This is a genomic window from Pigmentiphaga sp., assembly GCF_019689535.1.
GTDB lineage: Bacteria > Pseudomonadota > Gammaproteobacteria > Burkholderiales > Burkholderiaceae_B > Pigmentiphaga.
Window position 1 is genome coordinate 1 of sequence record NZ_JADGHH010000083.1, and the last position, 14,210, is coordinate 14,210.

At 63.5% G+C, this 14,210-nt stretch carries 13 protein-coding genes and 1 tRNA gene; all 14 read left to right on the top strand.

What is annotated here, in order from left to right; translation table 11 throughout:
• The first annotated feature begins 21 nt into the window (after positions 1–21).
• The 14 genes from petA (at position 22) to IRZ12_RS09140 (ending at position 14,137) form a co-directional block, all read left to right on the top strand.
• Complete coding sequence (gene petA, locus IRZ12_RS09070; protein WP_296467521.1) at positions 22–630, top strand: ubiquinol-cytochrome c reductase iron-sulfur subunit; 609 nt, start codon at positions 22–24, stop codon at positions 628–630.
• Between the two features lie 118 nt (positions 631–748).
• Positions 749–2,134, top strand: a complete 1,386-nt coding sequence (locus IRZ12_RS09075; protein WP_296467525.1) for a cytochrome bc complex cytochrome b subunit — start codon at positions 749–751, stop codon at positions 2,132–2,134.
• Between the two features lie 57 nt (positions 2,135–2,191).
• The gene (locus tag IRZ12_RS09080; RefSeq protein WP_296467528.1) at positions 2,192–3,022 is read left to right on the top strand and encodes a cytochrome c1; all 831 of its coding nucleotides are present in this window, start codon (positions 2,192–2,194) and stop codon (positions 3,020–3,022) included.
• 84 nt (positions 3,023–3,106) lie between these two features.
• Positions 3,107–3,718, top strand: coding sequence for a glutathione S-transferase N-terminal domain-containing protein (locus tag IRZ12_RS09085; RefSeq protein ID WP_296467531.1), 612 nt, complete (start codon positions 3,107–3,109; stop codon positions 3,716–3,718).
• Positions 3,719–3,806: 88 nt separating this feature from the next.
• On the top strand, positions 3,807–4,331 hold the full coding sequence (locus IRZ12_RS09090) for a ClpXP protease specificity-enhancing factor (RefSeq protein ID WP_296467534.1): 525 nt from the start codon (positions 3,807–3,809) through the stop codon (positions 4,329–4,331).
• A gap of 244 nt (positions 4,332–4,575) precedes the next feature.
• On the top strand, positions 4,576–5,493 hold the full coding sequence (locus tag IRZ12_RS09095) for a TauD/TfdA family dioxygenase (RefSeq protein ID WP_296467537.1): 918 nt from the start codon (positions 4,576–4,578) through the stop codon (positions 5,491–5,493).
• A gap of 10 nt (positions 5,494–5,503) precedes the next feature.
• The gene (locus IRZ12_RS09100; RefSeq protein WP_296467540.1) at positions 5,504–6,532 is read left to right on the top strand and encodes an ABC transporter substrate-binding protein; all 1,029 of its coding nucleotides are present in this window, start codon (positions 5,504–5,506) and stop codon (positions 6,530–6,532) included.
• Positions 6,525–7,349 carry an ABC transporter permease gene (locus tag IRZ12_RS09105; RefSeq protein ID WP_296467544.1) on the top strand — a complete coding sequence of 275 codons (825 nt, stop codon included), beginning with the start codon at positions 6,525–6,527 and terminating at the stop codon, positions 7,347–7,349. Before IRZ12_RS09100 ends, IRZ12_RS09105 begins: the two co-directional genes overlap by 8 nt.
• Positions 7,342–8,136: an ABC transporter ATP-binding protein gene (locus tag IRZ12_RS09110; protein WP_296467547.1), complete on the top strand. Its 795-nt coding sequence runs from the start codon at positions 7,342–7,344 to the stop codon at positions 8,134–8,136. The genes IRZ12_RS09105 and IRZ12_RS09110 overlap by 8 nt, the downstream gene beginning before the upstream one ends.
• Complete coding sequence (locus IRZ12_RS09115; protein WP_296467551.1) at positions 8,136–9,566, top strand: MFS transporter; 1,431 nt, start codon at positions 8,136–8,138, stop codon at positions 9,564–9,566. The genes IRZ12_RS09110 and IRZ12_RS09115 overlap by 1 nt, the downstream gene beginning before the upstream one ends.
• Positions 9,567–9,577: 11 nt before the next feature.
• Positions 9,578–10,405 carry a sulfurtransferase gene (locus IRZ12_RS09120; RefSeq protein ID WP_296467554.1) on the top strand — a complete coding sequence of 276 codons (828 nt, stop codon included), beginning with the start codon at positions 9,578–9,580 and terminating at the stop codon, positions 10,403–10,405.
• A gap of 46 nt (positions 10,406–10,451) precedes the next feature.
• Positions 10,452–10,527: transfer RNA gene (locus IRZ12_RS09125), tRNA-Thr, on the top strand.
• Between the two features lie 464 nt (positions 10,528–10,991).
• Positions 10,992–11,897, top strand: a complete 906-nt coding sequence (locus IRZ12_RS09135; RefSeq protein ID WP_296467556.1) for a plasmid recombination protein — start codon at positions 10,992–10,994, stop codon at positions 11,895–11,897.
• Between the two features lie 731 nt (positions 11,898–12,628).
• Positions 12,629–14,137, top strand: coding sequence for a DEAD/DEAH box helicase (locus IRZ12_RS09140; protein ID WP_296467558.1), 1,509 nt, complete (start codon positions 12,629–12,631; stop codon positions 14,135–14,137).
• Positions 14,138–14,210 lie beyond the last annotated feature (73 nt).

Consider the following 14,210-nt stretch of genomic DNA (forward strand, 5'->3'; position numbering starts at 1 on the left):
GTAATCTTGAGGGTTTCCTAAATGAGTGAGGACAAAGTGGTAGACGCCGACCGCCGATTTTGGGTCGGAACCACCTGTGCCGTAGGGGGAGTCGCGGCTGTCGGCGTGGCCGTTCCTTTCGTCAGCACTTTCGCGCCTTCCGAGCGTGCGAAAGCGGCGGGCGCCCCGGTGGAGGTCGAAGTCGGAGATATGCAGCCCGGGGAGATGCGCACCGTCGAGTGGCGCGGCAAGCCGGTCTGGATCATCCGTCGCACGCCCGAGCAGCTCGCTTCGCTGAAGGAAGTCGAAGGCGAGCTCGCCGATCCCAAGTCTGAGCGCAATCCGGACGAAATCACCCCGGAATACGCGCGCAACGAATACCGTTCGATCAAGCCCGAGTACTTCGTCGCGGTGGGTATCTGCCCGCACCTCGGCTGCTCGCCTACCGCCCGTTTCGCTACCGGGCCACAACCCAATTTGCCGGCCGATTGGCACGGCGGTTTCCTCTGCCCTTGCCACGGTTCCACCTTCGACATGGCCGGCCGGGTGTTCAAGAACAAACCGTCGCCGGACAACCTGACGATCCCTCCGTACGAGTTCATCTCCGACACCAAGATCCTGGTCGGTGTCGACGAGAAGAACAAGGCCTGAGTTTCAGTCATCGCGGCGGCGCAGGCACGAGCCGCGCCCAGTTACAACAAGCCATCGAAAAATGTAGGCGTTGCGAGGCATGCAGCGCTGAACCCGCCGAGCAAAAGGAGCAGCAGCCATGGCTGGCGAGAAGAATGTCGAGACTACCGGCCTCCTGGGCTGGATCGACGCCCGCTTTCCGCTCACTTCGACTTGGAAAGCGCATCTGTCCGAGTATTACGCGCCGAAGAACTTCAATTTCTGGTACTTCTTCGGATCGCTGGCGCTATTGGTGCTGGTCATCCAGATCGTGACCGGGATTTTCCTGGTCATGCACTACAAGCCCGACGCCGAACGCGCCTTCCAGTCGGTCGAATACATCATGCGCGAAGTGCCCTGGGGGTGGCTGATCCGCTACATGCACTCCACCGGCGCCTCGATGTTCTTCGTCGTGGTCTACCTCCACATGCTGCGGGGGCTGTTCTACGGGTCGTACCGCAAGCCCCGCGAGCTGGTCTGGATCTTCGGCGTCGCCATATTCCTGTGCCTGATGGCCGAGGCCTTCATGGGCTACCTGTTGCCCTGGGGCCAAATGTCCTACTGGGGCGCCCAGGTCATCGTGAACCTGTTCTCGGCCATCCCCTTCATCGGCCCTGACCTCGCCATCCTGATCCGCGGCGACTACGTCGTGTCCGACGCGACGCTGAACCGTTTCTTCTCGTTCCACGTCATCGCTGTGCCGCTGGTGCTGCTTGGCCTAGTCGTTGCCCACATCATCGCGCTGCACGAAGTCGGCTCGAACAACCCCGACGGCATCGAGATCAAGGAGAAGAAAGACGCCAACGGCGTGCCGCTCGACGGTATCCCGTTCCATCCCTACTACTCGGTGCATGACCTCTTCGGCGTGGCCATTTTCCTCATGGTCTTCAGCGCCATCGTGTTCTTTGCGCCCGAGATGGGCGGCTACTTCCTGGAGTACAACAACTTCATCCCGGCCGATCCGCTCAAGACGCCGCCGCACATCGCCCCGGTCTGGTACTTCACGCCGTTCTATTCGATGCTGCGCGCCTGCACGGACGATTTCACCTGGGTCCTGGCGTTCTTCGCGGTGGTGGCGGCCCTCTGGGCGCTCTTCAAGAGCGGCCTGGGCGCAACCGGCCGGATCGTCACGGCGGTCGTGCTGGTGGCCGTGGCCGTGCTGCTGCGCGTCTGGGACGCCAAGTTCTGGGGCGTGGTCACCATGGGCGGCGCGGTGGTCATCCTGTTCTTCCTGCCCTGGCTGGACCGCTCGCCGGTCAAGTCCATCCGCTATCGGCCGGGCTGGCACAAGTGGATCTACGGCGTATTCATCGTTAACTTCCTGGTGCTGGGCTACCTGGGCACGCAACCGCCCAATGAGGTTTTCAACGTCATCTCGCAGATCGGCACGCTCCTGTACCTCGGCTTCTTCCTGCTGATGCCGCTCTGGAGCCGCCTCGGTACGTTCAAGCCGGTGCCCGAGCGCGTGACCTTTTCTGCCCACTGAGGATGCCCAACGGCGCCGGCGGCGTCCCGCCGGCCCGACAGACTAACGGATATCAAGATGAAGAAGCTGCTCGGTGTACTGATGTTGATGCTGGCCTGCACGGGGGTGCAGGCCGCCGAAGGCGGGTACCACCTGGAGAAGGCGCCCGACCGTCTGAACGATCTCGCCGCCCTGCAGAATGGGGCCAAGCTGTTCGTCAACTACTGCCTCAACTGTCATTCGGCCTCGTCCATGCGGTACAATCGCCTCCGGGACATCGGCCTGACCGACGAACAGATCAAGGACAACCTGCTGTTTACGGGCGGTAAAGTCGGCGACATGATGACCGTTGCCATGGACGCCAAAGAGGCGAAGGAATGGTTCGGCGCCGCACCCCCCGACCTATCGGTCATAGCCAGGGCGAAATCCGTCAATGCGGGTCCGTCCGGCGCCGATTACCTCTACACCTATTTGCGTACGTTCTACCGCGACGAAACCCGGCCCACCGGCTGGAACAACCTGGTGTTTCCGAACGTCGGCATGCCCCACGTCCTATGGGAGCTGCAGGGTCCGCGCGAACTCACCATGGTCGCCATGCACAAAGGCGGGCAGGGTTGGGAACGCGTGACGACTACCTACGACGTGAATGGCGTGGCGACCGTCAAGCACGAGCCAGTGGCCGGGTACCACGGCCACGAAACGGTGGAAACGCGCTTCACGCCCAAGGATCCGGCCCGGGCCGCCGCGTACGACAACGACGTGGCCGACTTGGTCGCATTCATGTCGTGGATGGCGGAACCTGTCAAGCAGCAGCGCGTGCGTCTAGGGGTGTGGGTGCTGATTTTCCTGGCATTCTTCACGGTCATCGCTTGGCGTCTGAACGCCGTGTACTGGAAGGACGTCAAGTAGTTTTTTTGAACTACCTTTCCGGGGCCAGCATCCGTTCGGATGGCTGGCCCTTTAACGTTTTTATCTCTCTCTGGAGACCCCGCCATGATGGTGCTTTACTCCGGAACCACGTGTCCGTTCTCCCAACGCTGCCGGTTCGTGCTATTCGAAAAAGGGATGGATTTCGAAATCCGCGACGTGGACCTCTACAACAAGCCCGAGGACATCGCGGTCATGAACCCCTATGGCCAGGTGCCCATCCTGGTCGAACGCGACCTGGTCCTGTACGAGTCGAACATCATCAACGAGTACATCGACGAACGTTTTCCGCATCCCCAGCTGATGCCGGCCGATCCGGTGATGCGCGCCCGGGCCCGCTTGTTCCTGTTCAACTTTGAGAAGGAACTGTTCACCCACGTCTCGACGCTGGAGGCCCGCGAAAGCCGTGCCGACGAGAAAAGCCTCGAGCAGGCCCGCCAGCAGATCCGGGACCGGCTGTCGCAGCTGGCGCCGGTATTCCTGAAGAACAAGTACATGCTGGGCGAAGAGTTCTCGATGCTCGACGTGGCCATCGCGCCGCTGCTGTGGCGCCTCGACCACTACGGCATCGAGCTGCCGAAGAACGCCGCTCCGCTGCAAAAGTACGCCGAGCGGATCTTTTCGCGCCCGGCTTATATCGAAGCGCTGACGCCGTCCGAAAAGGTCATGCGTCGCTGATGCCAGGCGGCGCGCCAAGGGCCGCCGCGGACCGGCCGGCCGCCGGCGCCGCGAGGGCGGCGAGGCGCACCGCACCAGGGGTGTAACCATGAGCGAAATATCCACCAAGCCTTACTTGATCCGTGCGCTGCACGAGTGGTGCACCGACAACGGCTATACGCCCCACATCGCGGTCACGGTCGATGAGCGGGTCATCGTGCCCCGGGAGCACGTCAAGAACGGCGAAATCGTGCTGAACATCGGGCGCCTGGCTACGCACAAGCTACAGCTGGGCAACGAATACATCGAGTTCCAGGCGCGCTTCGGCGGGGTGGCAAGGCAGATATCCGTGCCCGTGGACGCGGTCACGGCCATTTACGCGCGGGAAACCGGCCACGGCATGGCTTTCGAGGCCGGCCCACGCGTCCCGGCAGGCAGCCAGGGGCAGCCGCCTGACAGTCCGGTCGTCGACGATGCCTCGGAGCCGTCGGCGCCCGAAAGCGGGGCGGGGCGTCCGCAGCTGTCCGCGGTGCCGGGGGGCGAAGGTGCGGGCACCGAAGGCAAGCCCGAGGACACCGATCCTACGCCGTCCGGCCCGGATCGTGGCCGTCCTAAGCTGACGGTCATCAAATAAGGCCGGCCGCTGGCGTATTTCCAGGCGGGGAGGAGCGATGCTCCTCCCCGTTTTCATTTGCGGGGGCCTGGCGCCAGCCCGTGTTCACCCCAGGGTTCCTTTTCCATTGCGCCGCTGCCGCGGTGGCAAGCGCATCCATTACCCCAAGTGATTTGCATAGACGCATAAGGAAACTCGGAAATATTCGTTAGCCGAAGCGGGGCGCGTCGCTATCCTGCTCTTCTCTTTCGTGAGAAGACTGACAATGAACGCCTTGCTCAAGCCCCTGCACCGGCCCGCGGATACCGAGCTGCACCAGCCGCGCATCCTCGAGCCCGAACTCTACCGCTACGGCGACGTGCGCTACGGCGACATCCGCATCAAACCGTATTCGCCCGTCGTCGGGGGAGTGGTCGAGGGGTTTCGCTTCCAGCCCGACGCGCCCACCCCGGATGACGTCCGGACTTTTCTTTACCGCAGCCTGCTCGAATACGGGTTTCTGTCTTTCACCCCGGGTTCCATCGAGCCCGAGGACTTCGAGCGCTTCGCCTCGCTCTTCGGCACCCCGCGTTTCGCCGGCAATCCCCAGGCGCCGCGCGCCGTAGGCGAAACCAATGCCATCGACTCCGCCCGCAAGAAAACGCGGACCAATTACATCTGGCACATCGACCAGGCGTATCGCGAGCGTCCGCAGAAGTTCACCGCGCTCTATGCGCTGAAGGCGCCCCAACATGGCGGGGGCACGCTGTTTTCCAATGCGGTCGCGGCCTATCGATTGCTCGACCCCAAGTTCGCGGCCTACCTCGAGACCTTGACCATCATCCACAACGCGGACCAGATGGGGCTCGTGTCGATGTCGTACGCCGATCCCGAGCGGTTGGCGCAGGCGCGCTACGAGACGCCACCGCTGGAGGTGCCGCTGGTGCGCGTGCACCCCGAGACGGGCGCCAAGCAGCTCTTTGCTTGCGAACTCTATGCGCAGCGTGTGCTGGGCGTGCCACGCGTGGTCAGCGACCACCTGCTGGGCATTGTTTTCGAGTTCATCAAGTCGCCCGAAGTCTGCACCGAGTACCGCTGGGAGACGGGCGCCGCGCTGATCTGGGACAACCGCATCGTCCAGCATCGAGGCATCTTCAACTATGCCGGCCAGGACCGGCTGCTGCACCGCGCCGTCCTGGATTGAAGGGACAGAGATGAAAAACGTTTTGCTGAAACGCGCCGCGGCTGTATTCGCCGCGGGTTGGCTCGCCGTTGCATCGGCGCCTGCGGCACACGCTGCCGAGCCGTTGCCCAAGCTCTCGGTTACGGTATTCGCACCGCCTTCGCAGAGCATCTGGATTCCCGCGCTGATCCAGCGCGCGGGGCTGGATCGCAAGCACGGCTTCGAACTTGTGGTGACGCCCAAGCCCTCCAACGTTGCCTATACGGACTTCGCCACGGGCAGGGACCCGGTCTGCTTCTGCGCCGCGATCGCCGCGGTCAGCCGCTTCAAGCAGCAGGGCGGGAATTTCACCTTGTTGTGGAACATCTTCAATTTCGAGTCTGACATCGTCCTGCGCGACCCAGCCATCAACGATCCCAAGCAGCTCGAGGGCAAGGTGCTGCAGACAGACACCATTACCGGTAGCTGGGCGTTGTCGAAGTGGTTCCTGCAGGCCCGCGGTGTCGACCTCGGCAAAGTGAAGATCAAGTCATCGAGCGCGCGGGGTGCCGCCGGCCTGGCCGAACTTCAGCTTGGCCGCATTGACGCGCTGCTGGTGAACCCTACCGAGGGTGCGGCAGCGGTGGCGCAAGGCAAGGGCGCGCTGCATGCGCTGCCGGTATTCGACAAGGCGGTGTGGCAGAAAGCGGCAGGCACCGACTTCGTGCCGTCCATTACCTTCGGCGTGGCCAACGACTGGATTGCCCAGAAGGCCAACCAGGATCTGGCGCGCCGCTTTTACGCTGCCAACCGCGATGCGGCCGCCTTCATCCGCGACAACCCCGCGGAAGCTGCCCGCCTGGTGGCCAAGGACGCGCAGGTGGACGTCGCGGCCCTGCAAACCGTGCTCGAACGCTATCGCGACCTGATGCGCATCGAGCCGCTGCGCAAGCACATCAAGACGGTGGCCTTGCTTACGCAGAAGCTCTTGCCCGAAGGCGGCCAGCTGCCACGTCCGCTGACCGATGCCGAGCTCGATTCCCTGGTCTCGAACTTCGACGTGGAAGCCGCACATGAGTAGTCTTGCGCACTCGAACGCGCCTGCGCCGCAGCGCGCGCGCCAGGGCGCGCCCTGGGCTTCCGTGCCCTGGGAGGGCGCGCTGGCCATTGCACTCATGCTGGCCGCCTGGGAGTGGGCGTCGCGTCATTCGACGCCGATGTTTTTCCCTTCGCTGGCCCAAATCTGGGAGACGGCCGGAGAGCAGCTCTCGTCGCCCGAGGGCTGGTCCTCGATCGTCACCACCTACGGCCGCATATGGGCCTACCTGCTGGTGTCGTTCTTGGCGTCTTCACTGCTGGGTGCGGCGGTGGCGGGCAACGTGCACGTCGAGCGCTTCCTGGTGCCGCTGGTCGAACTCAAGCAGGGCATTCCGTCGCTGTGCTGGGTGTTGTTCGCGATCCTGTGGTTCCAGGATACCGAGACCCGGATCGCCTTCGTGGTGGTCACCTCGGCCTTGCCCGCATTCTTCTATCAAGCCCGCGACGCCTTGCGCGGCATTCCTCGCGACTGGGTAGACCTCGTGCAATCCATGCGGCCCACGGTCTGGCAGAAGGTGCGCATCCTGTGGTGGCCAGCCGTCCTGCCATCGTTGCTTACCGTATGGCGCATCAATATCGGCAACGCCACGCGCGTCACCATCATGGCCGAATTGCTGGGCGGCATGACGGGCATCGGCCACCAGCTGCGCGTTTCGCAAGAGATGTTCCGCATGGACCAAACCATTGTCTGGACGGCGGTGCTGGTGTTGTTCGTGATCCTCAGCAACCAGGTCTTGAGCGGCTTCGAACGGCATTTCCTGTCGTACCGGGGCCAGGACGGAGTACGCGGCGATGTCTAAGGCCATTGAATTCGTGCACGTGGAAAAGCGCTTCGCGAAGCGGCACCAGGAAGCGGCGATCGCAGACTTGAGTTTCTCCGTCGAGGCGGGCGAACACGTCTGCATCGTGGGCCGGACGGGCTGCGGCAAATCGACCACTGCCAACCTGGTACTGGGCCTGGCGCAGGCAACGGCCGGCCTGGTGCGCGTATTGGGCGTCGATCCCCACCGGGACTTCAACGAGCTACGCGGGCGCATAGGCTGCGTATTCCAGACTGACCGCCTGCTGCCGTGGCGCACCGCCCTCGAAAACGTGCTCATGCCGTTGGAAATCCTGCGCCGCCGGTCGCCCCAGACCGAGGCCAGCGCCGTCGAGATGCTGCGCAAGGTCGGGCTCGCGGGCTATGAGCACGCGCATCCCCAGCAGTTGTCCGGGGGCATGCGCCAGCGCGTGGCATTGGCGCGTGCCTTGATCACGCGGCCCGAGGTCATGATCGTGGACGAAGCCTTCGGCGCGCTCGACGAAGTCACGGCGGCCGCCCTGCGCAGCGATTTCCAGAGCATCGCCAAGGCCCACGGGCAGACCGTGCTCCAGATTACGCACTCGCTCGAAGAAGCCCTGGGCATGGCCGACCGCATCCTCGTGTTCGACCGGCCCGGCCGCGTCGCCGGCGAGTTTGCCAAGCACCAATGGGAAACGCCGGCACAGCGCCAGGCCGTCAAGCAGATGCTGCGGACCTTGATCGCCGGTGGCGCGGACGATCCCATTTCCGCGCGTGGCTTGGCCGCAGTGCCTAAGGCTGCCTGATGTCGTCCACGGTTGCTTCCGGCGAGGCGCGCGCCGCCAGTCTTTCGCCGCTCACGCGCCGCACGGCGTGGATCGTTTCCTCCATCTTCTTCGTCGAGCAGCTCGATGCCACTAGCGTGGCCTCGGCGCTGCCCGCCATGGCCGTCGATCTGGGCAGCGATGCCGTCACCTTGAGCGCGACCATCACGGCATACCTGCTGGGGCTCACGCTGCTCATTCCGCTCAGCGGCCGCTTGGCCGACCGCTATGGCGACAAGAAGGTATTTTCCGGCGCGATCTGGCTCTTCCTCCTGAGCTCGCTCGCGTGCGGCCTGGCGCCCAACGCCGCCGTCTTGATCGCATTGCGCTTCGTCCAGGGCATGGCTGGGGCCTTGATGGCGCCTGTCGGGCGCCTGATCGTGCTGCGCACCGCTGCCAAGCACGAGATCGTCGAAGCCATGGCCCTCGTCATCCTCCTGGCGATGATCGCGCCTATGGTGGGCCCATTCCTGGGCGGCCTGCTGACCACCTATGTGGGGTGGCGCTGGATATTCTGGATCAATGGCCCCCTGTGCCTGGGGGCACTGTGGTTGGTGTGGCGCTTCTTGCCGGCCACCGAGGGCAAGCCGGGCGGACGCTTCGACGTGCGCGGCGCACTGTTGACGGGCGCAGGGTTTGCCAGCCTGACATGGGGCCTGGTGACCTTGGCCGAAGGGCGGGGCACGCTGCACTGGGCACTCGTCGCGCTCGCGGCCGGGGTGGCGACGCTGGCGGTATACGTACGTCATGCGCGCCGCGTGGCCGAACCGGTGCTCGCGCTGGCGCTGCTCAGGGTGCGCAGTTTCCGCGACGCCATGGCCGGCGGTTCGGTTTTCCGCATCGCGGTGGGCGGCGTGCCGTTCCTGTTGCCCGTGACCCTGCAGCAACGCGACGGCTACAGCCCGCTCGAAGCTGGCCTGGTCGTGCTCCTGCCTGCCGTGGGAGGATTCGCCATGAAATTCTTCAGCGCGCGCATCCTGCGGCGCATGGGATATCGCAACGGGTTGCTCCTGCATGGCGTGCTCGCCGCCGCTTGCCTGGCGCTGGCGGGCATCATTCCGCCGCAGGGCGCGTTGGCGTTTTATGCGATGGCACTGTTGGGGTTCGGCTGGGCAAGGTCCCTGCAAATGAACGCGTACGGCACCTTGGCCTATGCCGACGTGGCACGCCCGCAGCTCGCCGCCGCCACGAGCTTCTTTCTCGCCATCCAAAACCTCACCGTCGCCATCGGCGTCGCTGCCGCGGCGCTGCTGCTCAAGGGCAGCGCTTCGCTCGGGAGCTTGAATCCCGGGCAAGCCTATCCATGGACCTATGCCGTGCTGGCCGCGATCGCACTGGCCAGTGTGGGCATGACGCTTGCCATGCCGCGCCAGGCCGGCGCGCACTTGCTGCAAGGCGATCGCAATCGATAAGGAGTCAACCCATGTCTGTCGCAGCCGCTTCTACCGTCGCTTCTCCCTTCATCCCTGCCGCGCGACTGGTTGTCGCGCTCGCCGCGCCGGAGCGTCGCGTCACGCCCGTGTACGTTGCGGCCGAAGCGCATGCCCAACCGCCGGCGGGATTGATTCCCGGATCGGTGGAAACCTCGTTGCCCGTGCACTATGCGGCGCCCGGCAACCCCGCTGAAGGTCGGCTGCCCCTGCCGTCCCGGGAAGCCGTGCTGGCCTGGGTTGCGCAGGCCGGGATAGACCGCGACGCCGGCATTGTGGTCTATGACGCGGCAAACGGCACGGCGGCTGCCCGCGCCTGGTGGGTATTGACCTGGGCGGGGCTGCCCAAGGTGCGCATCCTCGACGGTGGCCTGAAGGCCTGGCGTGCTGCGGGCGACGCCGTCGCCGAGACCGAGCCGGAGAGCGCAGCCGCATTGCCCGCCCTGCAGGGCATCGGCACCGAAGAGATCGCTGCCAACCCCCAAGCCTTCCGGCTCATCGATGCGCGTTCCGCGGCCAACTATGCGGGCGATGGCGTGCAGCCCTCGCACTTGCCCGGCGCGGTCAACAGCCCGGCCGGGCAATGGCAGGATGCCGAAGGGCGCCTGCTGCCGCGCGAGCGGCGCCTCGAGCTGGCTCGCGGCCTCGGCCTGCTCGACGCCGACGCCCCACCCGCCGTCGCCTACTGCGGCTCAGGCGTCGCCGCCGCATACCTCATCGCCGCCGTGCAAGACTTGGGCATCCAGCCCGCCTTGTACGCCGGGTCATGGAGCGCCTGGTCTGTCGACCCGGCGCGCCTGGCGGCCAGCGCCGCGGCCTGATGGCCGAGGCCGAGCCCGCGCATTTTCCATTACAATCCGGCCTTCTGCCGGTGTAGCTCAGTTGGTAGAGCAGCTCACTTGTAATGAGAAGGTCGAGGGTTCGATTCCTTTCACCGGCACCAATAAAATCAAGGACTTAGGTTCACGCGGGTCTGGCAGATTCGGCCAAAATTAAGCTGTGTACCCCCTGTGTACCCCTCGATGACCCATTTTTCGAGGGCTCAGCGCTACCCAGTTGCAAGCGGCGCACGAACCTAGTATTTTTTCTACAGGTCTAAACAGGCCGAGATCCAAGGCGCAGGAGTGCCTCTTTCCCATTAACTTGGGGAGGGCACGTGCGTCCCAAAGAAAGGCAGGCGCTCTCCCCCCTTCTGGGAGACGCCAACATGCGGTCGTTTACTCCTCTCGAGCACGAAACTCGTGCTGTCCTTCCTACCCGCGAAGCCGCTCTTCATTTGAACCGGCAGCCGCAAACCCTGCGGATGTGGGCGTCGTCTGGTAGGGGCCCCCTGCAGCCTAGACGCATTCATGGCCGGCTCGCCTGGCCGGTCGCTGAAATTCGGCGCGTGCTGGAAGGGGGTGCCGAATGACGTCCGTTGCCTTCATGCGCCTGCAGAAGATCAAGAGCGAGAAAAAGCTTCGTGACGCGGCGTTTCACAACAAGCGCGATTTCGATGTCCGCAGTAATCCGGCCATCCAATCACACCTCGTCGGTCTCAACTACTGCCTGGCTGGTGCCTCGCGTGCCGCCGATGTCATGGAGACCTTCCGTCAGCGCCTGGCGATAGCAGGTTGGGGTAAAGGTCCAGGGCTAAGGAGGCAGCGTTCAGACGGGGTACGCGCCATAGAGTTCGTCTTCAGTCTGCCCAAAGGGGCTTTCCGTGAGGAACGTCCATACTTCGCGGCTTGTCTGGGATGGGTTGCAGACGGATTTGGTGGCTTGGGAAACATCATGAGCGCGGACGTTCATCTCGATGAGGGCGCGCCGCATATGCATGTGCTCGTGCTGCCGCTGGTCGGAAACCGGTTGGTGGGTTCCGACCTGGTCGGTGGGCCATCCAAACTGCGGGCCTTGCAGCAGTCATTCAGGAAGCGGGTGGCAGAGCCCTTCGGGTTTGATGGAGTCGAGGTGGGGCGTCATGACGACGACAGGCGCCAGCGACTGCTAGGGGCGCTCGCGACGTGGTACCAGGGCCGGTTCGATGACGAAGAGTGGGGAGTCATCGAAAGGTTAACTCTCCGGTATCCCACCGTGTTCTACAAACTGCTCCGGCCCTTCATCGATCACGCCCCGAATCGTCGGCGTCCATCATTGTCGATGCCGCCAAATGCACGATCCCAATGCTCTGTAGGGTTTCGGGAAGCTGGGCGAACGCTTAGCAGCACTGTTCGGGATCCGAGAGGTGTCGAGCCAGTCCTGATGCTGGATGCAGGTGCTGAGGCGGGACTTAACTTTCCTAAGAATTTCGAAATCAAAGGAGCGGCTGACTGATGCGTGGGGGGCGCCGGAAGGGCGCGGGCCGGCCGGCCGTGAGGCGTTTGACCACCGCGCTCCATTCCCTGGATGTGAGGGAGCTGCGCAGAGCAGGGCGGCTTGTCGCCAATATGCGCGAGAGCGTCGAGTATGTTTACGGCGGATCCAAGGTGCACGCAGTGATCGCTACTCAGGCGACTGGTTGCCGCTTCGGTGGAGAGCGGGTTTGGTTCGTCTGCCAAGCATGCGGGCGAAGGGTGAGCAAGCTGTACCTGGGGGCCGGATTAGGATGCCGACGGTGTCTTGGGTTGGCTTATCCCAGCCAGCGTAAGAATGCGGTGCGGCGGGGTTGGGATAAGCAGCGGAAGATCGAAGCGCGACTGGCCCCTGATGGGGAGTGGAATGGCTGGCAGAAACCCAAGGGAATGCATTGGAGGACGTTCAGTAACCTGGTGCGTGAGATTCGAACGCTCGAGAGCGCGCGGGATGCGGCTTTGCTGATTGAGGCCGTTCGATCGGGTCTAGTCTGATGCTCCCTCTAGACGTGAGGTTTCACCCATGAAGCGCGATGAGCCAAGCCTCCGGGGTCGCCCCGCCGGTATGACTGCAATCTTGTGGCAAATGAATCAAAATACGCAGTCAAAAGACGCTTGGCTTAGTACGCAGGCGGTTCCGCAATTTTGTCGATGTGGACGCAGGGTTCAGGGGAACGCTCAGGGGGCATCGGTCTACGTCGGATAGGGGGGTACATGGACGTTTTCCAGTTTCGAGAAAATCTTATCAAGGACTACGCCACCTTCACTCGAAGCTTTACCCGCATCCATGCCGAAGATATAAGGGGTTTTGTCGACAAGGCCTACGCCTCAGGCAGGTACTGGCCAGCCCCCCTTGTCCAAGTTAATCCCAACTTCAAGCTAGGAAAGTCGGTCGAAGCGTTGGTCGCCGATGGGGTGCTGCATCCAGAATGCGGGCGGATATTTCGCGCCGGCAAATCAGATGGCAGCGCCGGAGTGTCGCTCGATTTATTCAAGCACCAGGAAGAGGCTATCGTTTTCGCCCAGAGTGGGGAGAGCTACGTCCTGACTATCGGAACCGGTTCGGGCAAGTCTCTGGCTTACTTCATTCCCATTGTCGATGCCATCCTGAAGGCCAAGCAATCGGCTCCGACGCCGCGCACCCGCGCGATTGTCATTTACCCCATGAACGCGCTGGCCAACAGCCAGCTTGAGGAGCTTGGCAAGTTTCTCGGTGATTACGGCGACCAGCCGCCGGTCACCTTTGGCCGCTATACCGGCCAGGAAAGTGATGAAGAGCGCCAGCGCATGGCGGCCAATCCTCCGGACATCCTGCTGACGAACTTCATGATGCTGGAACTGCTCATGACGCGTCAGGATGACAAGGACAAGGCCGTCATCCGCAATGCCCAAGGGTTGCGTTTTCTCGTCCTGGATGAACTGCATACTTATCGGGGGCGGCAGGGGGCTGATGTTGCCCTGCTGGTGCGTCGGGTACGTGAAGCCCTTTCGGAGCATCTGCAGTGCATCGGTACGTCGGCAACGATGGCCACTGAAGGTACCGAGCAGGAAAAGAACCAGAAGGTTGCCGAGGTGGCCTGCCGCCTGTTTGGTACCCGTCTGACGGCTGCCAACGTCATCACGGAAACCCTGCAGCGGATCTCTCCGGAGCACTTGTTGATCGACCATGTGCGCCCGCAGTTGGCAGAAGCCATCGAAGCGGGGGTTCCGGAATCGGCAGGTTATGAGGAGCTCGCCCGGCACCCGCTCGCGGTTTGGGTCGAACTCACGCTCGGCCTGACCCGTGACGAAGGCAAATGGCGGCGCGCGCAGCCGATGACGCTGGACGACGCGGCCAAGCGCCTGGCCGAAGACGCAGGAGTCGATTTCGGCGCAGCACGGTCGACGCTCGCCGATTTCCTGCTCCTGGCCTATCGCACCACCGACAAGCCTTCCTCCGAGGGCGGGCGCAGTCTGTTCGCCTTCAAGCTCCATCAGTTCATTTCAGGGGGGAGCAAGGTTTATGGAACCCTTGAGCCGGCTGGGCAGCGTTATCTCACCCTAGAGGGCAGCCAGTTCGTTCCTGGAGACCGCAGCCGGCGGTTGTACGCCCTGCACTTCTGTCGAGAATGTGGGCAGGAATACATGCCCGTGTGGGATGAGCGCGATGCCCAGGGGAACGTGTTCAATCCGCGTGACATCGATGAACGGGCTCACCAGGTGTCAGGCGACACCGTAAATTGACCCCCTAGCGACACGAGGAACTGACCCCCTCGTTCGCAAGGAGGCCATCGTTGGAAACGAAGCACATTGAGGT